The following is a 26,272-nucleotide window of genomic DNA, read 5'->3' on the forward strand; positions in this document are numbered from 1 at the left end:
CCAGGTACCCAACCACCCGCCCCGGTCCTTCGAGGCTCCGGCCTCTGGCCTGAGGGGCCTCGAAGGACGAGGTCGGCCACCGGCCGGCGCCGGCGAAGTTCCACACGCGGTAGCGGATCGGCTATTGACTCATCTCCGAGCAAAGCTACCGTCCTCTCTTCTGGATTGTGGATATGAAACCAGCACCCCCTCCCTCGCTGTTCTCAACGGTCTCCCATGTCTCGACATCTCCCCGCGATTGCCGCTCTTCTCGCTCTGATCCCGGCCGCCTCCCATGCCAGCGAGGCACGTGGCGAATCCACGCCTCTTCCGGCGAAGGACTGCGTGGAGGTCAGCGGGACTGCTCTGTCGGCAATAGCCGAAGGCCCGGCCTATGCGGCAGCCGAGATCAAATGCGGTGCAAAGCTGTCGCTGGTGCTTCGGCGCCAGACCGGCATGAACGGAAACCTCCCCGTCTGGACCGTGCTCGACCAGGTAACGATCTCAAAGCCGTCGCCCCGCCACGAGCTTCTGCAGCCGGCCTATTGCTCGTCCAGCCGGTTTCCCGACCTCGCCGTCTTTGCGCTCGGCAGGATGGTGGAGCAACCGGATGGCTCCTATCGATCCGAGAATGTGGTCAAGGCCTGGCGGTTCGACATCAGGCGCGAAAGGCTGGCAGCCATTCCCGTCGACGGCGTGATATGTGCGTTGGACGGGGTTGATTGACCGTCGTCGTCCTCTCTCCGGCCTCATCCTGAAGCGCCCCGCAGGGGCCTCGATCGCACCATGAGCTATTGGATTTGCTGAAACCAGCGGAAAGGTGAGATTTCCCGCTTCATCGTCGAACGGCAACGACCGAGCTGGTGCGGTAACGTGACAGCTGGACGCGGTTGGATTGGTTGCCGCCGAAGAGATAAACGTACTGGCGTCGTTGGTCGAAGTGGTCGAACAGGCTGACGTGGAAGCGCCTGCCGCTTCGAATGACAACGACATCACCCCGCCTTGCCGAGCGGAAGAAGACGGGCTTGCCAAAGCTTTTCCAGGAAACTGCCATATTGGGATTGGGCGGCGGCTGGCGGGACGATCGTTTGGCGACGAAGGCGAGGAAGGCTCCGCACCACGACGTTCTGCGGGGATTGATGCCGAGAAACGAAATGGAGCGTTCGTGCATGCGATTATATTTCGAAGCCGTGACGAGCATGTCGGCCTCACACGGCACGGCAAAAACCGTGAGGGCTATGACGAGAATAATTTTCATTGTTTCTCACCATTGTTTGAATTATTTGGAACATCCGAAATGTGGCGAAGAAAAAATCGCGGCCGGAACGTATATTTGAATCATGGCAGCAATTAGAAGCAATTTGACCGCGTATTTTTTCAGAATTTACAGAAACAAAACTTTACGTAGCCTGCAGCATCGCGATGAAAACAGGTAATCTGGCAGCATCCAAACGCTCCATTGGCGAAGCCGGACGATGGGAAGTTCGGTCCTGGAGGCAACGAGATACCCGCGCAATGAGGATACTCACGGCGAGCCACCCACCGACACCTCACAAAGAGGCAGAGGCAAGGCTATTAGGCGCGAGGCGATTTATATTTCAGGACCGCGTGGAATACTTCGATCTGCGCAAAAACTATTGCAGACCGGCCGCTTCAATCTGGCAAGGCCGCGAAACTCAGGCTTTGGCTGAGATCGCGCTCAGTTCCTCGAGATCGAGATCCCGTTCCAGCTCCTGCAGCGTCTCGTCATCTATATCACCGGCGCGATGGAGCCGAATGAGTTCCCGGCGTCCGGTTGCAACCGCCTCGAGAACGACATCGAAATGAGCATGGAGCACCGGGATATAATGTTCCGTTCTGGTGGCGTAATCCACGATCGCCGTGGCACGGCGCTGGTACCGTTCGAGCAATTGTGGGTGGATAAGATTTCCCTCGAGGTCGTATGCCAGGTTTTGAATGGTTCCAAGCTGCGCCTGCGCCATGGCGGCTTCGGCCTGACTCATTGTGAGACGCGCTCTCTCCGTCTCCGGCTCCACCAGTCGTGCCCAGGCAATAATCCGCCCCAAACTCGTTCCCTGGACGAGCACGGTTCCGACAATGACGGAAAAAGATGTTGCGAGGATGAAGTCGCGGCCGGGGAATTCTTCCGGCAGGCTGAGCGCCAGGGCGAGCGTCACCACACCGCGCACGCCGGCCCAGCTGAGGACGGTGGCGCCGCCGGCGCCCAGCGGCTTGGCGCGTTTGAACCCCAGCGGCGCGCAGAGCCGGATGACGACATCTGAGGCGAAGACCCACGCAAAGCGGGCGATCACGAGCGTCACGAGGATTGCCAGCATCGGCAGTCCCATGGTGGCGATCACTGTGGCGAAACCGCCGCCGCGCTCAACGACATCGCGCAGCGACAGCCCAATCAATGTGAATACAGAAGCTTCCATCAGGAAGATCATCACAGTCCAGAACGACGTGCCTCGCATGCGTGTTGCGGCCGAGAATACAGTGTGCTGGTGCCAGGAGGCGATCAGACCCGTAGTAACGGTGGCGATGACGCCGGAAACGTGCAGCAGTTCGCCGAGCAGATAGGAAATCCAGGCGAGCAGCACGGTGGCGGCGATGATGAGATATTCGTCGCCCAGGCGCCGGACGAATTTCACCCACGCCGTTCCGACAACGACGCCGACGACCGCGCCGCCGAGCGCCAGCACAAGGAAGCTGGCAGCCGCCTCCACCGCGCTAAAACTTCCCGTTGCGGCGGCGGCGACGGCAAAGCGAAAGAGAACCAGCCCGCTCGCATCGTTCAGCAAACTCTCGCCTTCCAGCAGTATCTGCAACCGTCGCGGCAGCTTGACGCGCTCCAGCACGGCACGAGCCGACACCGCATCAGGCGGTGAAACGATCGCGCCAAGTGCTGCACAGGCGGCCCAGGGAAGTGACGGAAAGAGAAGATGGGTCACGACGGCCACGACGGCACAGGTGAAGAACACCGCTCCGACGGCCAGCGAGGCGATGCCGATCATATGGCGCCGCAGCCGCACGAGAGCAATGGCCCAGGCTCCGTCCATCAAGAGCGGCGGCAAGAAGATAACGAGCACCAGCCCGGGATCGACAGTAATCGCCGGCAGCCCCGGCACGAAGGCCAGCAGAGCGCCGCCGGCCAGCAGCGCCACGGACGGCGGCAATCCCAGCCTGTGGGCAGCGTAGTGCAGCGCGATGATTGCGAGCAACATCGCAATGACCAGCTCGAACAATTGAGTGGGTTCCATCTCGCTTGGCCCCGGCCTGATACTGATTTCGGATGCCTACTACATAATTTTCAGGACCGAAATCGATTCATTCTGAACGTCTTGCGGCAGCCATGCCGGGCCGGCCTCCATGCTCGCTTCGTCGCGAAAAGTTTGCACCCGTACAAATTTACTTGCCCTTCTTCAATGCGGCATATGTTTCCGTCTGTAAGCAAGCGACGTGAGCGGGGAAACATGACTTCAGCACGTGCAGATAAGACCGGTGATGTCGCCAGCCGGGCCGGCTTTGTCGGATTGGTCGTCGGCGCCGTCGGCGTCGTCTATGGTGATATCGGCACCAGCCCGCTTTACGCCTTTCGCGAGGCGCTCAGACCGTTCACGGCCGATGGCGTCCACGAATTCGAGGTAATTGGTCTTATTTCGCTGATGATCTGGACGCTGACGATCATCGTGACCTTCAAATATGTGCTGTTCCTTCTCAGGGCGGACAATGACGGCGAAGGCGGTACACTCTCGCTTCTCGCTCTCCTGATGAAAAAGATGGGGCGAAACGTGCCCGTGCTGTTCTTCGCCGGCCTGATCGGATCGGCACTTTTCATCGGCGACGCGATGATCACGCCTGCCTTGTCGGTGATGTCCGCGCTTGAAGGCTTGAAGCTGATTACCCCAGCTTTTGCCGAATACGTTCCGCCCCTGTCGGCGGCGATCATGATCGTTCTGTTTGCCGCCCAGTCGCGGGGGACCGCCGCTGTTTCAATGTTTTTCGGGCCGATAACGGTCTTGTGGTTCCTTGCCATGGCGGCAGGTGGCGTGATCCATATCGGCGACGATTGGAGGATTCTGGCCGCAATCAATCCTATCAACGCGCTCTCGTTCCTCGCTCATGCCGGCACCGTTGGGCTCATCGTCCTCGGCGCGGTCTTTCTGACAGTCACGGGCGCCGAAGCGCTTTATGCCGATCTCGGCCATTTCGGGCGACGCCCGATCCAGACGGCATGGTTCGTGCTCGTCTTTCCGGCATTGCTGCTGAATTACCTCGGGCAAGGCGCGCTCGTTCTCAGCCAACCCGCAGCGATCGCCGATCCGTTCTTTCTGATGTATCCCGATTGGGCCTTGCTGCCAGTGGTTCTTCTGGCGACGCTCGCAACCATCATCGCCAGCCAAGCCGTGATCACTGGCGCGTTTTCCTTGGCCCGCCAGGCGGTTCACCTCGGCTTTCTGCCACGGCTACGGATCAAGTTCACCTCGGAGACCAATACCGGCCAGATTTACGTGCCGAGTGTCAATCTCCTCCTGCTGACCGGCGTGCTGGTGCTGATCTTTTCCTTTGGCGACTCCGAGTCACTGGCAACGGCTTACGGCATCTCGGTGACTGGAGCCATGGTGATCACAACCATGCTGGCCTTCCAGTTCCTTCGCGCCGCTTGGGGATACTCCTTCATGCTCGCATCTGCAGTGCTTTTGCCGCTCTTCGTCATCGAAGTTGTCTTCCTCGCAGCCAACCTGCTGAAAATCCAAGACGGCGGCTGGGTTCCGGTCGCCCTGGCGCTGGCGATCATGATTTTGATGTGGACATGGACCCGCGGGCAGACCTACCTCAAGAGACTGCGGGCCAACAACGAGATTCCGCTCGATTCCTTCATTCGCTCGATCGAGCGGAAGTCGGACCATTCACCGGTTACCGTTCCGGGAATGGCGGTTTTTCTAACCAGCGTGCCGGACCGGACGCCGAACGTTCTGCTCCACAATCTCAAGCACAATCACGTGCTCCACGAACAGAACGTCATCCTGACGGTCTGGACCGAGGACGAACCCTATGTTCCCGACAACAGGCGCATCAAGATAAGCCAGCTCTCGCCGCGTTTCGTGCGTCTCGACATCACTTTCGGCTTCATGGACGATCCCGACGTCACCAGGGCGCTGGCTCTCTGCCGGGAGGGAGGCTTCAAGTTCGAGATCATGAGAACGTCCTTCTATCTCGGTCGCCGCAACCTCGTCAGGACGCCGAACACCGGTCTGCCCGGCTGGCAGGAACGCATATTCATGGCGCTGGAGGGCTTTGCCATCGATCCCTCCGATTACTTCAACCTGCCGTCAAACCGCGTCGTCGAGCTTGGCGAACAGGTTGCCATATAAAGTCTGATGGCCTCGCCCTGCTTCGCGCCGACAGCCTCGTCACCGTCGATCATTGCCGGGATTTAACTGGTAGTCCCGGCCTATCCCCCTTACACGCCAGATCTTGAGACAAAGGAGGACATATGAAGAGGCGGACTCTTGTACTTGGCGGCGCCGCGATTGCCGCATCGTCGGTTGTTGCGACGGCAGTCTGGCCGCGGCGGCATGTCATGGCGGCAGCCAGGACATTCGACTGGAAGGGCACTGATTTTCTGAGCGGCGGCACCAAGTCTGTCGCCTTGGAAAAGCTGCCCGCGCCGCTCTTCCGCACTCGCCCGAATTGCGTCGTGACCATCGCCCAGACCCTTGGTCCCTGCCATGTCAACGACGTCCCGGCCCGCCAGGACATCTCGGAAGGAGAAGCCGGACTGCCGTTGCGGCTGGCCCTCCGTATCGTCCATGCAGCCGATTGCCGGCCGGTTGAAAATGCCGACATCGAAATCTGGCATACCGATCACCGTGGCATCTATTCCGGCCGAGAGGCTGCGAAGATGTGTACACTCGGTGATGCCAAGGCGATAAGCGGGCTCGCCTTTCGCGGCCGCCAGCTGACTGACAAGGCCGGGCAGGCTAGTTTTCTGACCGCCTATCCCGGATGGTATAGTGGCCGCACGCCGCATGTTCATTGCCGCATCCTCGTGGACGGCAAGGAGCTTCTCGTCAGCCAGGTCTATTTCGATGATGCCCTGAGCGACATCATCTATGGTGAGCATCCCGACTATCGTGGACGCCCCCGCCGCGATACGCGCAACGACGACGACGGCCTCATTCCGCAGGACGCCACCGATCACATCTTCGATTTTGAAAAGCTTGATGGCGGCGTGCTTTCCGCCACGATTACGATCGGCCTCTCTTCCTGAGCCGATGGCGGCGAGCGACAGGAGAGCCCTTTCCCCGAACGCTGCTCGGCGACCGCTGATGCCGCCACGGCTTCTCGCCGCAGCGGCGACGCGCCCGGCTATCCTCAGTGCAGCACGCCGTGTTGAAGCATAGAGACGATCAGCGGGTCCGCTTCTGAATGATGCAACGGCTGAGGCGTGATCTCATGGTGTGAAATTTCGCTGCCGTTCTCCGGGCCAGCAAGATCAGCGGCTTCGATGGTGACGCCGTGATCGCCGTTGCCAAGTGTCAACCCGTGCTTTTCGGCAGCCGCCTTGCCGAAGTGACGAAGCAGCAGCGTTTCATCCGATACACCGTTTTCCCAGATGGGATTGTCGTGGCGGGCGCCGACCTTATCCGCTGCAATCTTGTCGGCAGCAAGTTTCAGCTCGTTGTGGGATGTGAGCCCGGTGTCCGATACGAGGCTGATGCTCGCATCGGCGGCGGCGAGACTGTCGGCGCTTGCAAGCGTGGTAGGACCTTCTTCGATGATCGTGTTATCGCTGACGGGAAAGGTGCCTGCAGCGATGATCGAGGGGGAGATGCTGTATGGCGTGACATCGCTCGCGATGAAATTGTCATGGAAGGATCCGGATGCCGGCCGGTCGACCTTCAATGCCGCCTGGGTCAGGTCATCGAAGAGGTTGCCGTAGATATCGATGCCCTCGCGAACATAGGTCGTCGTGCCGGCGGAGCTGACCGACACGCCCCAGACGCCGTCATGGATATAGTTGCCTGATATATCGTAGTTGCGTGTATCGCCCGTGTCGCCGAGACCGATGGCGTAAGACCAGCTGTAGCCGCCATAGCCGGATATATCGTTGTCATGGATGGCAATATCCGTGCCGGCCTGCGCGCTGATCCCGAAGCCGCCGCCGAGGATGGTGTTCCCCTCGATCACCGCGTCCACAGGCCGGATGAGCGTTAGTACGCCCTTTGGCGTCACCGCACCCGTCTGATCGAGATAATTGCCGCTGATGACGATGTTGCTGCTGTCGTTTATCTGGACGGCATCCGCCGTGGTGCCGTGGGCGTTAGTGACGGTGTTGTTGAGGAGAGTGACGCCGTTGATCTTCTCAATCCACATGCCGTCGCCGTTGACATCGTTGATCGTGCTGTTTTCGATGGTGATGTTCGAGCCGGTCCTGATGCTGATGGAACCGGCCTTGCCCGCCAAACCGGTGTGGTCGACCTCGACATTGTTGATCGTCCAGTTCGAAACATAACCGCCATAGATAGCCGCGCCACCGGTGTCGGTGATCTTGATGTTCTCGATGACGATGTTCGAGGTGTAAAGGCTGTGAATGCCGTCGCCCGGGCTATGAATGACCGGAGCGTCGCCGATCCCGTAGCTGCCGATGGTGATCGGGGCGTCGACAGTGCCGGAATATTTGAGATCGAGCTGGTCGTTGAACACGCTTCCGGCGGCGAGAAGCACGCTGTCGCCCGGCTGGAGTTTCAGGTTTTCCACCGCCCAGAACGATGCGAAGGGGGAATCCTCGCTTGTTCCGGTGTTCGAGTTGGAGCCGGTCGCTGAATTCACATAATAGACTGTCATATCGCCTTGTTCTCACATTGTCGCGCAGTCGACTGGCTCGACTGCAACGAGTGGATCGGATGCGATCGGGACTAAGGCCGAAAACGCCCCCAATGCTGCGGCTACAGCGATCGAAGGCCCATCGGCCTGCCTTGTTCCCGAGAAGCGCCTGGCGGTGGCGGCACCCTCAAGGCTACAACCTCAACGAAAATAATCCATCGAACAACGACCAAATGGTGAATGAACGGTATCGGACTGCCTGCGGGCAAGGGCTGTTGAAATGATGTTGACCGCAGTCTTGCCGGTTCCCGGTGCACTTTGAATGCGATTGTGGTTCATCGTGAGACAGCACAATGTTCCGAAGGCAAGGGCGGGGTGAGAACGCCAGACCCGTGTACCCGCTCGATGCACGATCAGGGCGCAATTCTGGTGAATGTTGCGTTCATTCGGCCGCGGCTGGTCGTCAATCCAGTCCCGCAGCAGCAAAGCGGCCGGCTGCCGCTCATGAAACCCCGGAAATTATCCGGGATTTCTCTTTGGTTCAGTTTCAGCTGCGCGCCCTCAGCTCAGCAAGCTATCCATATGGAGGTAGACGGTCAGCGTATCGCCGTCGCTGTGGTACGAGTTTCCATCGTCGATCCCGTAGCTGAAGGTCTCGCTCACATGTCCGTCATGGTCATGGTCGGGGAGCTTCGTTTCATCGAGCGTGTAGGCATAGTTGCCCTCCCGGTCCACGTGGATGACGCCGTAGTCGCCGGTCAGCGTCAGGCCGTCCTTGCCGACGCTTTCGTTACCGAAGCGGCGCAGCACCAGGGTCCCGTTATCGGAGCTGTCGTTTTCGAGGAGATTGCCGCGGTGGGCGTCGCCCGTATCCGTGAGAATCTTCAAATTGTCGTGGACGGCGACAACCGCCGGATCCGCCGACGCCTCCGTGACTGCGGCAGTCGTGACAACCGGGCTCGCCAGCGCCGTCTCGACATTGGCGACCGTATGGTTGTTGCTGACAGTGAAGGTGTGCGCGTCGACGATCGAAGGCGATATGCTGGTGGCGTTGGTGCCGCTCTCGATTGTATTGTTGGAGAAGGAGCCGGAGGCCGGTCTGTCGACCTTCAGCGCCGACTGCGAGAGGTCGTCGAAGACATTGTCGTGGACCTTGATATTCGTGCGGGTATAGCTCGGAGCGTCGGCGGGGGCGGTAATGACGACGCCCCAGGCGCCATCGTGGATGTGGTTGCCCGCAATATCGTAGTCTCTCGCATTCCCGTCATCACCGAGACCGACGGCGAAGGACCAGTTGTAACCGTGAAATCCCGATATATCGTTGTCGCGGATGGCGACGTTCTTGCCCGCTTGTGCGCTGATGCCGAAGCCGCCGCCGCTCAGAGTATTATCCTCGACCACCGCGTTCACCGGCCTGATGAGCACGAGGACGCCCTTGGGGCTATCGGCTTGCGTCTGGTCGAGATGATTGCCTTGGATCAGGATGTTGCTGCTGTCGTTCACCTGGACGGCATCGGCCTTGGCGCCGTGGCTGTTCGTCACCGTATTGTTGAGAAGTTTGAGGCCCTCGACCTTGTCGATCCAGATGCCGTCGCCCTTAGCGTCCGAAATCTTGCTGCTTTCGATCGTGATGTTCTTGCTGTTGCGGAAATTCATGGCGCCTGTTTCACCCGACAATCCCGCCTTGTCGACTTCCACATGGCGAACCGTCCAGTTCGAAACACTGCCGCCAGAGATGGCAGAACCACCGCTATTTGTTATCTTGAGGTTCTCGATAACAATGTTCGACGCATAAAGGCTATGAATGCCATCACCGCCACTATGGATGACGGGTGCCGCCCCCGTCCCGTAACTGCCGATCTTGATCGGCGCGCTCTCGCTGCCGGAATATTTGATATCGAATTGTTCGTTGAACACGCTCCCCTTGGCGAGCAGCACACTGTCGCCTGGTTTCAGTGCTAGGGATTCCACTTTGGACAAAGTCGCAAAAGCCGAGTTCTGGTTCGTCCCATCGTTGCGGTCGGAGCCAGTCGCTGAGTTCACATAGTAGATTGTCATATCGCCAATGTTGCCCTGTTCGTCGGATCGCTATGTCACCACTGAGACCGGCCGGGATCGGCCGATCGCCTGCGGCGGGGGCAACCGTCCACGGCAAGAAGGCGAGAAGATGTTATCAATGCGGCAGCGGACCGGTTTACGGGCTTTACTCCACAGGCAATGGCGCCGGGTCCGATAACGCGCTGAAAAGCTGCAACTAGAATCGAGAAACCAGCGACTTGAAGGCGAATAAATCGGAGAACGGCGGGCGGCAGATATCTCTCCTTCAGGCTGCACCGCAGTGATTCTGCTCTCGCTTGCGCTCAAGCTACAGCGCCACGCATGCCGATCAGCCACATGGTGAGAAGACCCGAGGGGCCGTCTCGAATCATGGGGCGGGTGATCATCTCAGCGCCATTTCCCCCTCGCCTGCAAAGCCGAAGTCAGCGGCAGCCGCGCGGCGGCAAACGCCGGCAGGGCGCCGCCGAGTATGCCAATGGCAAGGCCCAGCAGGCCGGCGGTGAAGACCACGTCCGGAGTGACGTCGAGCTGAAAGGCCATCCTGGTATTGTTGGCGCCCATGGTGCTTGCCTGCCAACCGTCGAAAGCGAGCTTGGAGGCGAAGACACCGAGGCCGGTGCCGGCCACCGACAGGAGTACCGCCTCCACCCAGGTAGCGGCGAAGGCCGGCAGGCGGGCAAAGCCGAGGAGGCGCAGCGTCGCGATTTCGACGCTGCGGTCGGAAACCGAACTCATCATCGTATTCAAGGCGCCCGCCGCCGCACCAATCGCCATCAGCAGCGCGATCGGCCAGCCGAACAGGCGGATCAGGCTTTCTGTGCGCTCGGCCTGGCCGGCGTAGAGATCAGCCTCGGAAACGATTACGAGCGGCGCGCCGGGCAAGCCCGAAAGGCGATCACGCAATGCCGCCAGTGCTCTTGCGGGATTGCCTCCGCCGTCGAGCCGCACACGCAGGCTCTGCACTTGCCCCTGTCGGTCGAAAGCCGATTGCACCACCTCCAGATCCGCCCAGATCTCGGATTCAAAGGCGCTGCCGCCCGAAGTGAAATGCCCGACGATCCTCCAGTCGAGTGCGCCGAACCGGATCGTCTCGCCGACCGCAAAGCCGGGAAAGGTGTCGGCGATGCGGGCGCCGACGACGATCTCGCGCGCGCCTTGCGAAAACAGCCGCCCACGCGAAAGCCGCGCGCGTTCACGCAAGCCGGGGCCTGCCGGATCCATGCCTCTGAGCGACAGCGTCTGCTCGACGCCCTCGCCTTGTCTGACATCGACGGGAACGACGGTCTCGCGCGACAATGCGGGCTTGCCCGCGCCATCGCGCGCGATCCCGGTCTCGCCGCTCATGGCCGCAAGGCTGCGGATTGCCTCGGCCGGCACCTCCGAACCAGTCTCCTGGTTGGTGCCGCCGCCGAGAATAACGGCAATAGCAGGCGAGCCGGCGCCGGCGAGCGCGGCCTCGAAGCCGCGCGCCATCGCCAGGAAACCTGAGAGCACCGCCACGACGAGGGCGACCGACAGTACCATCGACAACGAGATCCAGAGCCGTCGCGGCAGGCTGCCAAGGTTGACTCTGATCATGAGAAAGGTCTGCTTGAGCGTTGATGACATTGGGTTATCTCGTTCTGAAGGCGTTGACGATGGGCAGGCGCACGGCGATCACCGCAGGCAGCAGTCCGGTCAGCAGGCCGAGCCCCGCCATAATGGCGAGAGATTTCGCAAGCACGCTCGTGCCGAAGACGAGGCCGAACTCCGGTCCGATGGAAAAAGTCGCAAGCGTGGCGAGAACAAGTCCGCCTGCGCCGCCGACAAGAAAGATAAACAGTGTCTCGCCAAGAATGAGCGCGAGAATCCGCGGACTGGAAAAGCCGAGTACCTTCAAGACGCCGATCTCGAAACGCCGCTCCCTCACCGCAAAGAGCATAGTGTTGACCGCGATCATGAGGATGGTGACGAAGGCCGCCCCCACGACGAGGCTCACGATCAGGCTGATATCAGCGAATTGCCGGAGAAACGCTTCAAGGAACTGCTTTTCCGACTGCGTCCTCGTCTGCGCCGCCGAATTGGCGAATAGAGCATCGATCCGCGCTGCCAGCACACTTGGTGACACGCCCGGGCGCGGACGTACCACGAAAGCGTCAACCGTATCCTTGTCGCGCGCACGAGCCGCATTGAGGGCGTCGTAGCGGGTGAGCATGAAATACGTATCGGTGCTGGCATCCGCCCCCTCAAAAATACCCGCGATCGTGAAGCTCCAATTGCGGCTGCCGTCAGCCCTGGCAAGCTGCCCGGTAAAACCGATGCGCTGGCCGATCGACCAGCCCTCGGCTTCCGCCAGTGCCCTGCCGACCAGCACCCGATCACCGGCCTCTTCCAAAGCCGCGATCAACTTCGGCGTCAGTTTGAGCTCGTCGCCGTTGGCCGCGGCGATCGCCTGTGGATCGACGGCACTGACGGCAACCACATTCTTTTGAACCTCGACGAAGCCCCGCATACGTGCGGTATAGGCGACTGCGGCGACATCGCCGTCGGCCGCGATCCGGTTGAGATAAGCAAGCGGCAGCGGCAGCCCGCGGCTCGATTTGTTGAAGACGCCGAGCAGATTGTCCCTGGCGCCGGCCGCGCCTTGGCTGCCGCTGACGAAGCTCGCCGCAAGCCCGTAGATCAGGAAGGCGATGCCGACTGAAAACATCAGCAAAATGGCGCGCAGCCGCTTGCGCCAGATATTGCGCCGCATGAGCTGGAAGAAGGTCATCGGCCCGCCCTTTCCTCGCTGACGAATTCACCCTTGTTGAGACGCAGCGTGCGCCGGGCAAAGGAAGCGGCCTCGGGATCATGCGTGACCATGATGATGGTCTTCTGAAGCTCGCGATTGAGAAAGCTCAGTATCTCCAGGATATCATCGGCCGATTTGCGATCGAGATCGCCGGTCGGCTCGTCGCAAAGAATAAGATCGGGATCGGTGACGATGGCGCGGGCAATGCCGACGCGCTGCTGCTGCCCGCCCGACATGCTCGACGGAAACTGCCACTGGCGGCCCGCAAGTCCGACGAGATCCATGACCGTATCGACGCGAGCCCGCCGCTCCTTGCGGCCGAGCGGCTTCAACAGCAGCGGCAACTCGATATTCTCCGCCGCATTCAGCGGCGGCAACAGATTGTAAAACTGGAAGACGATGCCCATGGCATGTGCCCGCCAGACCGCCCTTGCTCCTTCGCCCATCTGCTCGAGACGGCTGCGGCCGACCCTGATTTCACCGGCATCCGGGCTGTCGATACCACCGAGCATGTTGAGAAATGTCGATTTCCCGGAGCCAGAGGGTCCCATGACAGCAACGAAATCGCCGCGCGGAATGGAGAGATCGAGCCCGGAAAAGATCGGAATTGTCTCCGCTCCGATCCTGAAGGACTTCCTGACGCCAGCAAGGGCGATATAGGGTTCTGCGGTGTCGGTCATGGTTCTGCTCCTTGGTTGTTTATTCATCGGAGTCGCGGCGCGAAAAACGGAGAAGAGACCTGCCGCGCCCGGCACACTTCTTTTCACCCACGTAGGCATCTGCATCCGCCGAACCCCGTGACCAGCCCCGTCCTTCGAGGCCCGCGAGCACCTCTGGATGAGGCTGGAGAAAGGTGCGGCCCGCAGCGCCCCTCATCCGGCTGCCGCCACCTTCTCCCCCCGCGAGCGGCGAGAAGGGGACATGCCGTGACCTCTCCGTGCCCATTCACACTACGCGAGGCACGTCCCCTCTCCCCGTCAGAACGGGGAGAGGGTTAGGGTGAGGGGCAGCCATCGGCGCGATCCGATCAGCCCTTATCCTGAGATATGCAGGCCAGCGGCCGGAGCCTTGAGGGACGAGGCCGGGTGATGAGCCTCCTCGCCCACCACCAGCCGAATGCGCGCCGCCATTGCAGGCCGCATTCCCGGTGGCGGCGAAGAGGGCGACAGGCGCAATGTCACCGTGCCCTTCTCCTTGGAAATAACCGGCGCAATTTTCGCCACTTCGACCGTGAATGGTTTATCGGGGAATCCGTCGAGCACCACCTCTCCTTTGAGACCCGGACGCAGCAGCGCCATATTGACTTCGGCCACATCGGCATCGATGACCAGACTTGCAGTATCGGTGATGGCAAGCAGGCTTTCGTTCTCCCGCACGCTATCCTCGCGAGACAGCACGGTGTCGCCGACATGCGCATCAAGCCGCGTCACGGTGCCGGAAATCGGCGCCCGCACGGTCAGCGCCTCCATCTGCTCGCGCGCCCTGTCGATATCGAGCTTCGCTTTTTCGAGATCCTGCCTTGCCTGTGCCGCGGCATTCCCGGCCGTATCGAAGGCGGTGCGCGCCGCCTCCAGCGCCTCGGCCGACATAGCGTCGCGCCCAGCCAGCCGCTCTGCACGATCCAGCGAAGACCGCGCCTGGACGAGCGCAATATTCCCAGCCTCCAGCGCCAGCTCCGCCGCCCGCCCCGCTATATAAGCGCCTCGGAGCGCGAAGCGTGCACCGGCATCATCAAGCCGAACGAGCACTTGGCCAGCAATGACCGGATCGCCCGCCTCGACCTCGATGGCGACGATCCGCCCCTCATATTTGGAAAAAACGGTGGCGATGTCGGGCGCCACGACATAACCGGAGCCCGTGATCTCGCGGCTTGGCGTACCCCGGTTCGGTGCGACGATGCCCGGAGTTGGCGTGGCGTCGTCAATCGCCGCGTTCTCAGGCAAAGCCGTGATTGGCAACGCCGCTCCACCAGCCGATAGAACTGCCTCACCGCCCATAAACTTTGTAAGGGTAGCGATCCGCTCCAGCGCATCCGGCCGATAAAGAAGAGCCACCGCCAGCGACACCACCCCCGCAAGGGCCAGCATCGCCGATACTCCCCGCCGCCGGGCTCTCCGCTCCGGCGGCTCAATCTCGAAGACCGTGGGCTCGACCGACAGCGATCTGAGCCTGGCGGCAAGGTGTCGTTCATGTTCCGATGTCGTGTTCATGCCGACAGAATGGCCGCCGGCGAAAAAACCGCGACCTGGAACATCTTTCAGGCATGCCTCGATCGCGATTGTGTACGTGGTGGCTGCACTATTGGCGGCCGTGACTGCGCATGCGCGCCTCACCCAACAACTGTATTGCCGTGTGGCACCCCCCTCTGCCCTGCCGGGCATCTCCCCCACAAGGGTGGAGATCGGCAAGAGCTTGACCATCGGTCCCTCTCAAACGGCATCGACAATTACAATGCTTTCGTTATTTTTGGGGCTTTAGTTGTTTGAGGAAGCTATCTCGCCCAGCCAATCTCCCCCCTTGTGGGGGAGATGCCCGGTAGGGCAGAGGGGGGTGTCCCACGGCACGCCCGCCACAACAATCGATGGCGAGTCCTACAGAAGAGCAAGCCCGGTGGGCCCCGCACCTCACCTCTTCCTCTGCCGCCAAGTCACCGGCGTCATATCGGTCACGCGCCGGAACTCCCGATTGAAGTTCGACTTCGTCTGGAAGCCGACCTCGAACATCACCTCGGTTACCGATTTTTCGGTGGCGGAAAGCAGGCGGCAGGCCTCGCCGATTCTGTAGTCGTTGACATATTGCGAGACGTTCTTGTCCATCGTCCGGTTGATCGCCGCCGAGATCTGGCGGGCGGGGATTCCGGCCTTGCGGGCGAGCCGTTCGAGATTGAGATTGGCGTCGCGATAGAGCTCTTTTGCCTCCATCAGCGCGTCGACCATCGCGATCGTCTCCTTGTCCTCGCTGGTATCTGACCTCGGCGCTACCTCTGTTATTTCCGGCGGCACCCGGCTGCGGCTGGCGGCTGCCGCAGCAATGCCGAGAATAACGAGGGCGGCGAGATTTCCCACGCTGATCAGCGCCAGCGCCCGCTCGCTATGCGCCGAGATGAAATCGAGGAAGACGAAAGTATCGACAGCGGCCGAGAGACAAAGCGCGGCTGCCGTGAAGATGATTGCCCGATATGCCGGCACGGCGCCTTCGAAGGGCGCGAGCCGCAACGCGTCCGCCCCCGGGCGCATCAATAGCAGGATCGCCACGGCGTAGCCGACAAAGACGAGCACCAGCGCCACGTCGATCGCGTCCCGCCAGAAGGTTACCAGCAGCAGGATAAGGATAGCGGGCACGGCATGCAGCCCGATCCGCGCAGCAAGCGACCGCCGGCTCGTCCTCACCAGCCTGGAAACCCCGGCATAGGCAAGCGGCGGCACCACTGCTGCAATCACGGGCGCAACCAGCCCCACCCCCTGCACGCCATAGCCCCAACGCAGGCCGGAAAGCGCGGATTGCAGCGCCGAGACCAGGATCAGTGCCAGAAAAGGCAGATTCGGCGCCACCTCCTCATCGCGCCTGAGAACAGTGGCAAAGAGGATGAGCAGCAGGAGAGCAACGACGAAGGGAAGCGGAATGAAGATCATGGGACTCCAAGATCGGAATGACGAACGGCGCCATCATCACCGAGTCCACCGCCCGGCGCGACCTCCATCATGTTTTAGGACATATCTTATGTGGGAATTTTTGGATTGGCGGCCGCGGGGTTCGAGCGAGCCATGAACGCCGGATCAGACGCGCTCCAGAAACGCAAGCACGCGGGCAGTGAGCAGAGCGGTCGCATCCGAGTCATATGTCGGAAGCGAGCTGTCGGCGAAGTAGTGCTGGTCGCCGGGATAGAGGAAAAGCTCCGCGTCCGCGACCTTCGCTACAATCTCGCGAGCGGCATCGATGTCACCCTCGCCGACGAAGATCGGATCGTTGTCCATGCCATGGATCTGGACCGGAACGCCCTCCGGCCAGGGTCCGAAGGCCCACTCGCCGCTGATCGGCAGGCAGGAATGGAAAAGCAGAGCCCCGCAGGCTCCAGGCCGCGTTTGTGCCAGCTTCTGCGCTGGCAGCACCCCAAATGAGAAGCCGGCATAGACCAGTTCGGGAGGCAGTTCGTCGGCGAGCCGGACGCCATGTTCCCTGATGGCGTCGAATCCGATCTCGCCGACATAAGCGAGACCCTTCTCGATGCGATCGAACGTGCGTCCGTCGAACAGATCGGGCGTGTGGACGATGTGGCCCGCCGCCCTGATGTCGTCTGCGAAGGCACGCACTCCAGGGGTCAACCCTTGTGCGTGATGAAACAGCAAGATCTCAGCCATAAGACGTCTCCCGTCGAGGTGTTGGCCCGCTCGATAAGAAAGTTCAGAGGAGTTCAGACTGGGCCTGCGGCAGTCATCTCAGGCGTCGCGCTCGGCCCCCCGATGACAATATTTAAGGGGCCGCTCCGAAAAAGGCGAGCCGCGTAACAATCGTATATTGCGATTCCGATACCATCAGTGCCACGAAGACCAGCACCAGCACCGGCGGCATCAGGATGGCGTAGACGAGTGCCAGCCGCTCCCAGGCCATATGCATGAAGACCGCGACGATCAGCCCGGCCTTCAGCATCATGAACAGAAGGATCAGCGTCCATCTGAGATAACCCTGAATGCCGAAATAATCGACAAGGTAGGAAAAGGCGCTGAGCACGAAGAGCAAGCCCCAGACGAAGAGATAGAGCCGGATCGGATGCTGCTGTCCAGTGTGTGCTTGTGCATGCACCGTTTGGGTTTGGGCATGCGCCGTTGTCTCGCTCATGACGACCTCACCACAGATAGAAAAACGCGAAGATGAAGACCCAGACCAGGTCGACGAAGTGCCAGTAGAGGCCCATGATCTCGACGGCTTCGTAGCGGCCTTTCCGGCTGGTAAAAAAACCGCGCCGTTCCACGTCGAAATCGCCCCGCCAGACCTTTCGGGCGATGATGAGCAGGAAGATGACGCCGATCGTGACGTGGGTGCCGTGGAAGCCGGTGATCATGAAGAAGGTAGATCCGAACTGGGCTGCCCCCCACGGGTTCTCCCAGGGGCGCACGCCTTCGGTGATCAGCTTCGTCCATTCGAAAGCCTGCATGCTGACGAAGGTTGCGCCAAGAAGTGCCGTCAGCAGCATCAGTATCGCGGTCACCCGGCGGTCGCGCCGATAGCCGAAATTGACCGCCATCGCCATGGTGCCGCTGCTGGAGATCAGCACGAAGGTCATGATCGCGATCAGGATCAGCGGCACATCCTGGCCGCCGATATGCAGCGCGAAGACCTCGCTCGGATTGGGCCAGGCGACGGGCGTCGACATGCGGGCAGTCATATAGGCGATCAGGAAACAGCCGAAGACGAAGGTGTCGCTGAGCAGAAAAATCCACATCATCGCCTTGCCCCAGGAGGCGGTCTTGAAGGCGCGCTGATCCGAGCTGAAATCGGCCGCGACTCCGCGAAGGCCCGCGGGCCTGAGGTCTGCCTCGCCGTGTGTCTGGACAGAGTGTGCCATCTGCAAATCCCCTAGCTTATCAACGTGCGGCAGAGATCGACGAAATCATTCGCCCAGCCGGCAAAGAGCGCGAAGAGCAAAAGCCAGACGGCGAGCATGAAATGCGAATAGATGGCCGAAAGGTCGACGCTGAGCCGCAGTCTCTCCGGCGCGGCATCGGCTGCGAACGCCTTGACCGTCGTATGCGCGAGGACGGCAAGCCCGCCCAAAATATGCAGCCCGTGCAGGCCGGTGAGCATATAGAAGAAGCTGTTGGCGGGATTGTCGGCCAGTACGTAGCCGGCCACCGTCAGTTCCCGCCATGCCTGGATCTGCCCGGCGAGAAAGAAGACGGCAAGCGCAAGTCCTGTCGCAAGCGCCGGCCGCAGGCTTTCTATGCGGCCATGCTGTGCTTCACGTTTGGCCCATTGCAGCGCGGCGCTGCTCAAGGCCAGTGCCGCGGTGTTCACCCAGAGCAGCCGCGGAACCGGCATCCCCCACCAGTCCGCCGATGCCGCGCGCATGAAATAGGCGCTGACGGCAAGGCTGAAGACGGCGCCGACGACGCCGAGAAACACGAAGAGGCCGATTTTCACCGCAGGCACGGGCGGCCGGTCTACACCATGATGGTCCGGCAGCTGCACCGAGCCGGTTTCCAGCCAGGGCTTCGAGGTCAGCCGCTGCCCGGCCAGCCACCAGATCATGATGGCGGCGATGGCGGCGAGGAAGATCAGCACGACGCTCATGCCGGGACCTCTCGCGTCACGCCGTCGCTTGCCGGCACATTCTGCGGAATGAAATCTTCGGCCGCCCCGGGCACGCTATAATCATAGGCCCAGCGGTAGACGACGGGCAGATCCCTGCCCCAGTTACCGTGTGGGGGCGGCGTCTGCGGCGTCTGCCATTCGAGCGTCGTCGCCCGCCAAGGATTGCCGCCTGCCTCCCTGCCCCGGAAGAGGCTCCAGACCAGATTGAACAGGAAGACCATCTGCCCGGCCCCGACCACGAGCGCCATGACGGTGATGAAGATATTCAGCGTGTGGGCCGACGGTGGCACGAAGGCCGTTTCTCCCATCTCGAAGTACCGGCGCGGCACACCGAGCAGGCCTAGATAATGCATCGGAAAGAAGATCGCATAGGTGCCGAGGAAGGTGATCCAGAAGTGGATATGGCCGAGTGTCTCGTCCAGCAGGCGTCCCGTCACCTTCGGATACCAGTGATAGATCGCCCCGAAGATAACAAGGATCGGCGCAACCCCCATGACCATGTGAAAATGCGCGACGACGAACATCGTATCCGACAGCGGCACGTCGACGACGACATTGCCGAGGAAGAGGCCGGTCAGGCCGCCATTGACGAAGGTGACGATGAAGGCGAGCGCAAAGAGCATCGGCAGCGTCAGATGGATATCGCCGCGCCACAGCGTCAGCACCCAGTTGTAGACTTTGATCGCCGTCGGGATGGCGATGATCAGCGTCGTGGTGGCGAAGAAGAAGCCGAAGGCCGGGTGCATGCCGCTGACATACATGTGGTGCGCCCAGACGACGAAACTCAAGCCCCCGATGATGACGATCGCCCAGACCATCATCCGGTAGCCGAAGATGTTCTTACGCGCGTGCGTGCTGATCAGATCCGAGACGATGCCGAAGGCCGGCAGCGCGACGATATAGACCTCCGGATGCCCGAAGAACCAGAACAGATGCTGGAACAGGATCGGGCTGCCGCCACCATGCTGCAGCTGCGTGCCCATCTCGACGATCGCGGGCATGAAAAAGCTGGTGCCGAGCACGCGGTCGAACAGCATCATGACACAGGCGACGAAGAGGGCCGGAAAGGCCAAGAGTGCCATGACGGTCGCGGTGAAGATGCCCCAGACGGTGAGCGGCATCCGCATCAGCGTCATGCCGCGGGCGCGGCCCTGCAGCACTGTCACCACATAGTTCAGGCCGCCCATGGTGAAGCCGATGATGAAGACGATAAGCGAGGTGAGCATCAGCAGGATACCCCAGTCCTTGCCGCCTGGTGTGCCTGACAAAACGGATTGCGGCGGATAAAGCGTCCAGCCGGCCCCTGTCGGGCCGCCGGGCGCGAAAAAGCCGGCGACGAGGATCAGCACTGCAAGCAGATAGATCCAGTAGCTCAGCATGTTTGCATAGGGAAACACCATGTCGCGGGCGCCGACCATCAGCGGAATGAGGTAATTGCCGAAGCCGCCGAGGAAGAGCGCGGTGAGCAGATAGATCACCATGATCATGCCGTGCATGGTGATAAACTGATAATAGTGATCGGCATCGATGAAGGCGAAATAGCCGGGAAAGGCGAGCTGAATGCGCATTAGCCAGGAGAGCACCAGCGCCACCAGGCCGATCGAGATGGCGGTCAGCGAATATTGGACGGCAATGATCTTGGCGTCCTGGCTGAACACATATTTAGTCCACCAGCTGTGCGGATGATAAAGCTCGACATCCTCGACTTCGGCGGTCGGGATGACACCTGCGCTGCCGGACGGAATCTCGACCATGATATCTCCTCCTATACCCGCCGGTTGGTTAAACCGGCCCTGCGGCCTCCGGCCGTCTTGCGGCCAGTTCAGTTCGCCGGCGGCGGCTCTCCCGATGACGCCGTCAGCTGGGTGAATGTCTGCTGCTGCCCGAGCCAGGTCTGATAGTCCGCGTCGCTGTCGACAATGACGGTGCCGCGCATCTGCGGATGACCGACGCCGCAAAGTTCCGCACAGAGGATCTCGAACGTGCCCGTGCGCGTCGGTGTCAGCCAGAAATAGGTGACCATGCCTGGGATCATATCCATCTTGGCGCGGAACTCCGGCACGTAGAAATCATGGAGCACATCGACGGAGCGCAGCAATATGTGCACGGGCTTGCCGATCGGCAGATGAAGCTCGCCGCCTTCGACGATGATGTCATCGAGGCCGTTTGCATCATTTTTGTCGAGGCCCAGCGGATTGTCGGAAGTGACGTCACGCGTCTCGGCACGGCCGAGCTTTCCGTCCGCACCCGGCAGGCGGAAGCTCCACAGCCACTGCTGACTGACTACTTCGACGGATGCGGCATCGGCGGGTACTGTGATGAACTGGTTCCAGACGATCAGGCCGGGCGCCAGCATCGCCGCGACGCCAACCGCCGTTCCCGAGGCCAGAAGCAATTCCAGCCTGCGATTTTCAGGTTCATAATGCGCTCGATTGCCCGGTCTGTGGCGGAAGCGGAAGACGCAATAGGCCATGAAGGAAACCACCGCCACGAAGACGATGCCGGTGATCCAGAAGGTGATGACGAGCGTGTTGTCGATATAGCTCCAGTTGGACGCGATCGGCGTCCACCACCATGGGCTCAGCACATGGAACAGCACGGAGCCAACGACAACCAAGACGAGAACCAGCACAACAGCCATTTCCGCCCCTCCTGGACCGACCGACCGTGAAACCGCACTCCAAACGCGTCGAGTTTATTATCGCACAAATAGAAAATGTCGGCAATTACGGCGATTTAGGCATGCGCCTCCGCCGGCAACCGGTCATTTGGAGTATTGCCTTCATTGGGAATATTGTTTGAGATAGGCGATGAGATTGGTGATCTCCTGGTCATCCTTCACTCCTGCGAAGGCCATCTTGGTGCCCTTCACCTTGGCTTTCGGATTGTGCAGATAGTCGCGCAACGTCGCCTCGTCCCAGACGAGACCACCCTCGCCGGCCGCCTTCATCGCCGCAGAATAAGCAAAATCAGGATGCGTTCCGGCCGTCCGGCCGAACAGCTTGTTCAGTGACGGCCCCACCTTGTTGGTATCGGACTCGGCGACATGACAGGTGGCACATTTCTTGAAAACGGTGGCGCCGGCCGTCGCATCCCCCTCCTGCGCTCCAGCGTCGAAAGGGAAAAGGGCAATGACGGATGCGGCGATCAGCAGAATAACACGGTAATCCACGGCAAACCCCATCCTCCTCAAGGTCGCCAGCCACTCTCACCCTCGGCCATCATTCGCGCGGTGGTGGTGGTTGCCATGGATTAAAGTTAGTCCTTTGCGGATGCAAGTCAATCGCTTCCACGATTGCTGCCACCTAGGCGCAAACCGATAGCCTGCGGCCCCGACCCAATACCGGATCCGAAACCCGGCCGGCATACGGTGATCTGCTGGAGAATGGCGCCGCGCCATCCAACTTATACTCCGATCGAAAGCGCCTCTTGCACCGCCAATTCGGCCATGGCAAGCGCCGCGTCGCGGGTTTTGGCGGCAGCGATGAAGCGGCCGTTATGGCAGAAGCTCGCGCCCTCGACGCCGCAGACCGCCTCCAACTCACTATTGGTAAGGCCGGCCCAGGCTGCCGGCAGATCGGCCCGGAGCTCGAAGCCGTCGTCGCCACGACGAATGCCGGTCACGCACCAATCCTTTTCGCGCGGGTGGACGACGAACAGCAGGTGATCGGCGCCGGCCTTGACGATGGCGGGACGGAAGGGCATCCCTCGCGGCAATTCCAGAATGCGCCCCTGCCCAGCAGCCTCGATCGCCCGATACACGATCGCCTCGGCCCGCAGTTTCGCGGCCCTCTGGGCGATCCCGGCATCGATGAAACTGCGGGCAATGGCCAGCGCCGCATGGAAGGCACGATCGTCAGCCTCGGGTTCCTCCGCATCGAATACCGGTTTCAAGGTCTCGAGCAGCGCCGGCAGCGCCAGGCCAGCCAAAGGGCCAGAGGGGCTGAGCGCACCATTGTCGGTCATGTCGATCGGCAGCACGAAACCGGTGTCGAAAGCCGTGTGCAGGGCCTCGACATGATGATCGGGAAGACCGGCAGCTGCGAGGTATTCGCGGCCATAATGTTTCCAGATCAGGCCGAACGAGCTGTAGGGCTGGCCATCGTCGCGCAGCGGCGCGCCGCGCTGATGATGATCGAATATGCCGGCGGCAGGATCATAGGCTCCTCCGACATCATAGATGATCCGGTCCGGGGCTGGTGTGATCCATTCCGGCGCCCGGCTGCGGATCAGACGCGCCTGCGGGAAAAGCCGCGTCAGAATGACGCTCGACAGCAGCTCGTCGGCATGGAAACCACCGGAATGGGTAACGAGGAATTCGGGGCTCATCGAAGCTATGCGCCTTGTGGTTTGGCGGAGAACCGCTTGCGGGTCTGAACGAGATAGCCGTTGCCGGCCGCTATCTCAACCCGCCTTCGCGCATTCTGCATAGTGTCGGAAGGCGACCGGGCAGCTTTGAAACGATATGTGTGGAGGCAAAGGCCTAAGGCAGCGCCGGTCCCGGCTGTGCTGCAACGAGCGCGCGGCCCGCCGCTGCGCCGATGTGCAGGCAGATCAGCCCGATCACGGCGAGAGAATTGATCAAAAGAACCTCGGCGACGACGGCTGCCGAGAACGCGCCATCGCCGGACGGAAGCACTACCGTCGCTGCAAAGAGCACGGCTTCATACGCAACGAACCCGGTAATAAAGGCGCCGGCCATGGTGGCGGCAAGGCTGGCCTTACGGCGAACCGCGCCGAGTGATGCCACAAGCGATGCAAATGCGGCGATACCGATCGTCAGCCCCCAGGCAAAGCTGTCGAAGGTCTGGGGATAGTCGAGTATGAGATATCCGACCGTCTGGTTGGCAAGCCAGGCGAGCAGCACCGCCATTATCGCCATCTTCCGGGGAAGAACGACCGCCGAGACTGCCGCCAGGGCAACGAAAGGCGTGACGCAGGCAAAAAACAGGCTGAGAGCGACGCTGGCGCCAGCAATGACCGTGACCCAGGCGACGGCGAAACCGGGAGATGCCGGGCGCAAAGGAAGCTGCTTTCGTTCGAGCATGTCTAAACTCCGTTCGACCGGACGCATACATTCCGGGAAATCATAGGCCAGTCCGGGAAAAAGGCCAACGAGTTCATGACGGCCGTCGCCACCTCGCCGCCTCCGTCACAAGGCATCCAGCGGGATCTTCAGATACCGGCGGCCGTTCTCCTCTGGTTCCGGCAGCCGGCCGCCGCGGATGTTGACCTGCAGCGCATGCAGCATCAGCTTCGGCTTGGGCAGCGTACGGTCGCGCGCTTGACGCAACGCCACGAAGCCGGCCTCGTCCATGCCTGCAATATGCGGATTGGCGCGCTTTTGGGCTGCGACCGTGCTTTCCCAGCGCGGGTGACGACCGCCGGGCTGATAATCGTGACCGGAAAAGAGGCGGGTCTCCTCGGGCAGCGACAGGATCGCCTGGATCGAGTGCCAGAGGGCGGCCGCACTGCCGCCCGGAAAATCCGCGCGCGCAGTCCCCGAATCCGGCGTGAACATCGTATCGTGCACGAAGGCGGCATCGCCGACCACATAGGTCACCGATGCCAGCGTATGGCCGGGCGAAAACATCACACGGGCGGTAAGACCGCCGATTTCAAACGTGTCGCCGTCGGCAAACAGCCGGTCCCACTGCGAGCCGTCGGTCGCGTGCGCCGGCCAGTTATAGATCTCCTTCCAAAGCCTCTGCACATCGGTGACATGGACGCCGATCGCCGTCGGCGCGCCAGTCCTTTCGTTGAGATAATGGGCGGCGGAGAAGTGATCGGCATGCGGATGCGTGTCGAGGATCCACTCGACCGTCATCCGTTCGCTCTCGATGTAAGCAAGGATGGCATCGGCGTTCACCGTTCCCGTCGCGCCCGACATCTCGTCGAAATCGAGCACCGGATCGATGATGGCACAGCGTTTCGTCACCGGATCTGAAACGACATATTGCACGCTGCAGGTGCGGGGCTCGAAAAAGGCCCTCACCTGAAGCCGCCGGCTTGCCGCTTTTTCGAGCCAGCGGCGTGCGCCGGCAAGATCGAAGCCGAGGCCTTCGCCGAAGGTCTGGACATCCGCCGGCTTCATCCGCCCGTCGAGCACCTCGCCCAGCGCATAGAGCGTCAATGCCCGCGTGCCGCTCTTGCAATGGGCGAAGACCGGTCCCTTCGCCTCAGCCATGGCCGCCTGAAAGGCGCGGATATCGGCCTCGGTAATCTCATTGCCGTTCACCGGCACGAAACTGTAGGAAAGTCCGGCGGCGGCAGCGGAAATCTTTTCTGCAGCATTGCCTGGCTGGCCCGCCTCCTCGCCGTCGGGCCTGGCGTTGATGACGGCGGCGAAGCCCTCCTTGGCGAAATCGGCAAAATCGGCTGGATCGGGCTGCCCCGCCACCGATAGCCGCTCATTGACCCTCACGGGCATCATCGAAGCCTCCGCGCCGCCCTGATCACGCAGTATCGCACGTATAGCGGTACAATCTCACAAGTATATTGCCGAGCGCAAGAATAGAGGCGCCTGCTCTCGCGCTCGCCCGGCCCTTCAAAACGACAGCGTCGCCGCCCCTTGCTTGATCTCCGCATGCATGGCACTGGCGCCGACGATGACGACGCCGTCGAGAAGATCGTCATGCGCGTAACCTCCCGGCGGCGTGAAGGTTTCCACAGGCCGAATGCGCCACCGGTCTCGACGGCCGTGGCACGGATGACGATTCTCGCGCCGAACGGCGTCTTCGCAATCCGCTCCCCGCCAGCCAAGAAACGACGGCATTTTTGAACTCGATATATCTACCTACCCCTACGGCGACATCTGATGAGGCTGACGTCCTTACGCCGGTCGTTCGTTGATCATTGCCTCGATATTGTATCCATCGCGATCGAGGACGAAGCAGGCATAATAGTTTCCGGCGTATTCCGGTCTCGGACCGGGCGCGCCGTTATCCCGCGCTCCGGCCAGAAGGGCCGCCTGATAAAAGGCCGCGACCTCCGTCCTGTCTCGCACCCGGAAAGCGACGCGCAGACGCGTGAGCGGTGGCTGGTCGTCGGTGCGCTGGATCTCGAAGAGGCTGCCACCGACATCGAAGGCCCAGAACACGCCCTCCTTGCCGAAGGCGCGGCGATAGCCAAGGGGCTCGAGAGCGCTTTCGTAGAATGCCTTGCTCTTCTCGAGGTCACTCACAGCGATGGTGATGTGATCGATCATCTCATCTCTCCCATTCCGTTCCTGTCATGATTGATGCTCTCCCTTCGAGCCTCTCACGCGCATCTCCCGATGGCAATGCGAACCGGCCGCAATCAGTCCTTGCTGCCGCTCGACAT

General features: G+C 61.2%; 23 protein-coding genes and 2 pseudogenes. 3 read left to right on the top strand and 22 right to left on the bottom strand.

Annotated elements, in window-relative coordinates; all coding sequences use genetic code 11:
- The first annotated feature begins 216 nt into the window (after positions 1-216).
- Positions 217-705 (top strand): hypothetical protein, encoded by a 489-nt coding sequence (locus tag AMK00_RS13355; RefSeq protein WP_064810653.1) that lies wholly within the window; start codon positions 217-219, stop codon positions 703-705.
- A gap of 109 nt (positions 706-814) precedes the next feature.
- On the opposite strand, the gene AMK00_RS13360 is transcribed toward AMK00_RS13355, so the two are convergent.
- Together AMK00_RS13360 and AMK00_RS13365 are read right to left on the bottom strand one after the other, a co-directional pair.
- Positions 815-1,237: a TIGR02594 family protein gene (locus tag AMK00_RS13360; protein ID WP_064803389.1), complete on the bottom strand. Its 423-nt coding sequence runs from the start codon at positions 1,235-1,237 to the stop codon at positions 815-817.
- 418 nt (positions 1,238-1,655) lie between these two features.
- On the bottom strand, positions 1,656-3,239 hold the full coding sequence (locus tag AMK00_RS13365) for a Na+/H+ antiporter (protein WP_064810654.1): 1,584 nt from the start codon (positions 3,237-3,239) through the stop codon (positions 1,656-1,658).
- A 213-nt stretch (positions 3,240-3,452) separates the two neighbouring features.
- Between AMK00_RS13365 and AMK00_RS13370 the strand changes: the two genes are divergently transcribed.
- Complete coding sequence (locus AMK00_RS13370; RefSeq protein WP_064810655.1) at positions 3,453-5,354, top strand: potassium transporter Kup; 1,902 nt, start codon at positions 3,453-3,455, stop codon at positions 5,352-5,354.
- Between the two features lie 122 nt (positions 5,355-5,476).
- Positions 5,477-6,253, top strand: coding sequence for a dioxygenase family protein (locus AMK00_RS13375; protein WP_064810656.1), 777 nt, complete (start codon positions 5,477-5,479; stop codon positions 6,251-6,253).
- Positions 6,254-6,357: 104 nt separating this feature from the next.
- Here the strand turns inward: AMK00_RS13375 and AMK00_RS13380 are convergent, their stop codons facing one another.
- The 20 genes and pseudogenes from AMK00_RS13380 to AMK00_RS13465 form a co-directional block, all read right to left on the bottom strand.
- Complete coding sequence (locus tag AMK00_RS13380) at positions 6,358-7,830, bottom strand: right-handed parallel beta-helix repeat-containing protein (RefSeq protein ID WP_064810657.1); 1,473 nt, start codon at positions 7,828-7,830, stop codon at positions 6,358-6,360.
- Positions 7,831-8,370: 540 nt separating this feature from the next.
- Positions 8,371-9,867 carry a right-handed parallel beta-helix repeat-containing protein gene (locus AMK00_RS13385; protein ID WP_064803398.1) on the bottom strand — a complete coding sequence of 499 codons (1,497 nt, stop codon included), beginning with the start codon at positions 9,865-9,867 and terminating at the stop codon, positions 8,371-8,373.
- A 387-nt stretch (positions 9,868-10,254) separates the two neighbouring features.
- Positions 10,255-11,475, bottom strand: a complete 1,221-nt coding sequence (locus tag AMK00_RS13390; protein WP_064810658.1) for an ABC transporter permease — start codon at positions 11,473-11,475, stop codon at positions 10,255-10,257.
- A gap of 4 nt (positions 11,476-11,479) precedes the next feature.
- On the bottom strand, positions 11,480-12,619 hold the full coding sequence (locus AMK00_RS13395; protein WP_064810659.1) for an ABC transporter permease: 1,140 nt from the start codon (positions 12,617-12,619) through the stop codon (positions 11,480-11,482).
- Positions 12,616-13,320 carry an ABC transporter ATP-binding protein gene (locus AMK00_RS13400; RefSeq protein WP_064810660.1) on the bottom strand — a complete coding sequence of 235 codons (705 nt, stop codon included), beginning with the start codon at positions 13,318-13,320 and terminating at the stop codon, positions 12,616-12,618. Before AMK00_RS13400 ends, AMK00_RS13395 begins: the two co-directional genes overlap by 4 nt.
- Positions 13,321-13,674: 354 nt before the next feature.
- The gene (locus tag AMK00_RS13405) at positions 13,675-14,850 is read right to left on the bottom strand and encodes an efflux RND transporter periplasmic adaptor subunit (protein WP_237350399.1); all 1,176 of its coding nucleotides are present in this window, start codon (positions 14,848-14,850) and stop codon (positions 13,675-13,677) included.
- Between the two features lie 414 nt (positions 14,851-15,264).
- Positions 15,265-16,272: a helix-turn-helix domain-containing protein gene (locus AMK00_RS13410; protein ID WP_064810662.1), complete on the bottom strand. Its 1,008-nt coding sequence runs from the start codon at positions 16,270-16,272 to the stop codon at positions 15,265-15,267.
- 144 nt (positions 16,273-16,416) lie between these two features.
- Positions 16,417-16,998: a dienelactone hydrolase family protein gene (locus tag AMK00_RS13415; RefSeq protein WP_064810663.1), complete on the bottom strand. Its 582-nt coding sequence runs from the start codon at positions 16,996-16,998 to the stop codon at positions 16,417-16,419.
- A 112-nt stretch (positions 16,999-17,110) separates the two neighbouring features.
- Positions 17,111-17,476 (bottom strand): cytochrome C oxidase subunit IV family protein, encoded by a 366-nt coding sequence (locus tag AMK00_RS13420; RefSeq protein WP_064803412.1) that lies wholly within the window; start codon positions 17,474-17,476, stop codon positions 17,111-17,113.
- A gap of 7 nt (positions 17,477-17,483) precedes the next feature.
- Complete coding sequence (locus tag AMK00_RS13425) at positions 17,484-18,203, bottom strand: heme-copper oxidase subunit III family protein (RefSeq protein ID WP_064810664.1); 720 nt, start codon at positions 18,201-18,203, stop codon at positions 17,484-17,486.
- An 11-nt stretch (positions 18,204-18,214) separates the two neighbouring features.
- The gene (locus AMK00_RS13430; protein WP_064810665.1) at positions 18,215-18,928 is read right to left on the bottom strand and encodes a cytochrome c oxidase subunit 3; all 714 of its coding nucleotides are present in this window, start codon (positions 18,926-18,928) and stop codon (positions 18,215-18,217) included.
- Positions 18,925-20,703 (bottom strand): cytochrome c oxidase subunit I, encoded by a 1,779-nt coding sequence (gene ctaD, locus AMK00_RS13435; protein WP_064803418.1) that lies wholly within the window; start codon positions 20,701-20,703, stop codon positions 18,925-18,927. Before ctaD ends, AMK00_RS13430 begins: the two co-directional genes overlap by 4 nt.
- A 68-nt stretch (positions 20,704-20,771) precedes the next feature.
- A complete protein-coding gene (locus AMK00_RS13440; RefSeq protein ID WP_064803420.1) occupies positions 20,772-21,590 on the bottom strand; it encodes a cytochrome c oxidase subunit II in 819 nt (272 codons plus the stop codon).
- Between the two features lie 141 nt (positions 21,591-21,731).
- Positions 21,732-22,121, bottom strand: a complete 390-nt coding sequence (locus AMK00_RS13445) for a c-type cytochrome (RefSeq protein ID WP_189636968.1) — start codon at positions 22,119-22,121, stop codon at positions 21,732-21,734.
- 233 nt (positions 22,122-22,354) lie between these two features.
- Positions 22,355-23,278, bottom strand: coding sequence for an MYG1 family protein (locus AMK00_RS13450; protein ID WP_064810666.1), 924 nt, complete (start codon positions 23,276-23,278; stop codon positions 22,355-22,357).
- A 154-nt stretch (positions 23,279-23,432) separates the two neighbouring features.
- On the bottom strand, positions 23,433-23,996 hold the full coding sequence (locus AMK00_RS13455) for a hypothetical protein (RefSeq protein WP_064803423.1): 564 nt from the start codon (positions 23,994-23,996) through the stop codon (positions 23,433-23,435).
- A gap of 105 nt (positions 23,997-24,101) precedes the next feature.
- Entirely contained in the window at positions 24,102-25,382 is a 1,281-nt protein-coding gene (blh, locus tag AMK00_RS13460; protein ID WP_064810667.1) for a bifunctional sulfur transferase/dioxygenase Blh, read from the bottom strand.
- Between the two features lie 114 nt (positions 25,383-25,496).
- Positions 25,497-25,595, bottom strand: a pseudogene (locus AMK00_RS30805) (DsrE family protein); the annotation flags it as partial.
- Positions 25,596-25,737 (bottom strand): annotated as a pseudogene (locus AMK00_RS33025) (cupin domain-containing protein); the annotation flags it as partial.
- 44 nt (positions 25,738-25,781) lie between these two features.
- Positions 25,782-26,156 carry a VOC family protein gene (locus AMK00_RS13465; RefSeq protein ID WP_064810668.1) on the bottom strand — a complete coding sequence of 125 codons (375 nt, stop codon included), beginning with the start codon at positions 26,154-26,156 and terminating at the stop codon, positions 25,782-25,784.
- Between the last annotated feature and the right edge of the window lie 116 nt (positions 26,157-26,272).

This window comes from Rhizobium sp. N621, from assembly GCF_001664325.1.
In the GTDB taxonomy this organism is placed as follows: domain Bacteria; phylum Pseudomonadota; class Alphaproteobacteria; order Rhizobiales; family Rhizobiaceae; genus Rhizobium; species Rhizobium esperanzae.

Coding starts and splice junctions, on each gene's coding strand:
- AMK00_RS13355 (WP_064810653.1), top strand. CDS start 217: ATGTCTCGACATCTCCCCGCGATTGCCGCTCTTCTCGCTCTGATCCCG.
- AMK00_RS13360 (WP_064803389.1), bottom strand. CDS start 1,237: ATGAAAATTATTCTCGTCATAGCCCTCACGGTTTTTGCCGTGCCGTGT.
- AMK00_RS13365 (WP_064810654.1), bottom strand. CDS start 3,239: ATGGAACCCACTCAATTGTTCGAGCTGGTCATTGCGATGTTGCTCGCA.
- AMK00_RS13370 (WP_064810655.1), top strand. CDS start 3,453: ATGACTTCAGCACGTGCAGATAAGACCGGTGATGTCGCCAGCCGGGCC.
- AMK00_RS13375 (WP_064810656.1), top strand. CDS start 5,477: ATGAAGAGGCGGACTCTTGTACTTGGCGGCGCCGCGATTGCCGCATCG.
- AMK00_RS13380 (WP_064810657.1), bottom strand. CDS start 7,830: ATGACAGTCTATTATGTGAATTCAGCGACCGGCTCCAACTCGAACACC.
- AMK00_RS13385 (WP_064803398.1), bottom strand. CDS start 9,867: ATGACAATCTACTATGTGAACTCAGCGACTGGCTCCGACCGCAACGAT.
- AMK00_RS13390 (WP_064810658.1), bottom strand. CDS start 11,475: ATGTCATCAACGCTCAAGCAGACCTTTCTCATGATCAGAGTCAACCTT.
- AMK00_RS13395 (WP_064810659.1), bottom strand. CDS start 12,619: ATGACCTTCTTCCAGCTCATGCGGCGCAATATCTGGCGCAAGCGGCTG.
- AMK00_RS13400 (WP_064810660.1), bottom strand. CDS start 13,320: ATGACCGACACCGCAGAACCCTATATCGCCCTTGCTGGCGTCAGGAAG.
- AMK00_RS13405 (WP_237350399.1), bottom strand. CDS start 14,850: ATGAACACGACATCGGAACATGAACGACACCTTGCCGCCAGGCTCAGA.
- AMK00_RS13410 (WP_064810662.1), bottom strand. CDS start 16,272: ATGATCTTCATTCCGCTTCCCTTCGTCGTTGCTCTCCTGCTGCTCATC.
- AMK00_RS13415 (WP_064810663.1), bottom strand. CDS start 16,998: ATGGCTGAGATCTTGCTGTTTCATCACGCACAAGGGTTGACCCCTGGA.
- AMK00_RS13420 (WP_064803412.1), bottom strand. CDS start 17,476: ATGAGCGAGACAACGGCGCATGCCCAAACCCAAACGGTGCATGCACAA.
- AMK00_RS13425 (WP_064810664.1), bottom strand. CDS start 18,203: ATGGCACACTCTGTCCAGACACACGGCGAGGCAGACCTCAGGCCCGCG.
- AMK00_RS13430 (WP_064810665.1), bottom strand. CDS start 18,928: ATGAGCGTCGTGCTGATCTTCCTCGCCGCCATCGCCGCCATCATGATC.
- ctaD (WP_064803418.1), bottom strand. CDS start 20,703: ATGGTCGAGATTCCGTCCGGCAGCGCAGGTGTCATCCCGACCGCCGAA.
- AMK00_RS13440 (WP_064803420.1), bottom strand. CDS start 21,590: ATGGCTGTTGTGCTGGTTCTCGTCTTGGTTGTCGTTGGCTCCGTGCTG.
- AMK00_RS13450 (WP_064810666.1), bottom strand. CDS start 23,278: ATGAGCCCCGAATTCCTCGTTACCCATTCCGGTGGTTTCCATGCCGAC.
- AMK00_RS13455 (WP_064803423.1), bottom strand. CDS start 23,996: ATGCTCGAACGAAAGCAGCTTCCTTTGCGCCCGGCATCTCCCGGTTTC.
- blh (WP_064810667.1), bottom strand. CDS start 25,382: ATGATGCCCGTGAGGGTCAATGAGCGGCTATCGGTGGCGGGGCAGCCC.
- AMK00_RS13465 (WP_064810668.1), bottom strand. CDS start 26,156: ATGATCGATCACATCACCATCGCTGTGAGTGACCTCGAGAAGAGCAAG.